This is a genomic window from Streptomyces sp. AC627_RSS907 (genome assembly GCF_019049165.1).
In genome coordinates this window covers 1-643 of sequence record NZ_JAGMUE010000826.1, presented here as the reverse complement: position 1 = coordinate 643, position 643 = coordinate 1, and the positions used below count along the sequence as shown (strand labels likewise).

Below are 643 nucleotides of genomic sequence, written 5' to 3'. Positions count from 1 at the left end.
GCGCAGTTGCTCACCACCCTCGCGCTGCGGGTCGGCGCCGAGCGGTCGGTGGCCGCCGCGGTCGACGTCATCGGCCCGGACGCCGTCGCCGACAGCCTGCCGCTGCTCCAGCCGCTGGCCCTCAACCGCGTCACCCGGGCCACCCTGCGCCACCTCGGGCGCGAGCGCTCCCACCGCGAGCGCGAGGCGGTGCTCGCCGCGGCCCGCACCGAGAAGGAGGCGCGCGAGGCGGAGGCCGCCGCGCTCCGGGAGCAGGTCGACGCCCAGCCGCTGGACCGCAGGGCGCGCAAGGCGCTCAAGGCGGAGAAGCACGCCGAGAAGCAGGCCGAGAAGCGGGCCGTCGACGAGGCGCTCGAAGAGGCCCGCGAGGAGGACCTGCTCTCGCAGATCCGGCAGCAGGTGCTGCTGGTGCGCCCGCAGGCGCCGATAGAGCCGGTCCGGTTGGAGCGCATCAAGCCGCGCACCCTGGTCAGCTTCTGCGCGGGCGCCTTCGCCGCGTACTTCCTGCTCTCCCAGTTCACCCACATCAAGCTGGGCCAGGTGGTCGGCGAGGCGAACTGGGCGTGGGTGGCGATCGCCCTGTTCTTCTCGGGCCTGACCTACGTGTGCGCGGCGATCAGCCTGCTCGGCTTCGTGCCGGAGA

At 73.9% G+C, this 643-nt stretch carries 1 pseudogene; it reads left to right on the top strand.

What is annotated here, in order from left to right:
- Positions 1-643, top strand: a pseudogene (locus KUM32_RS38860) (TIGR00374 family protein); the annotation flags it as partial.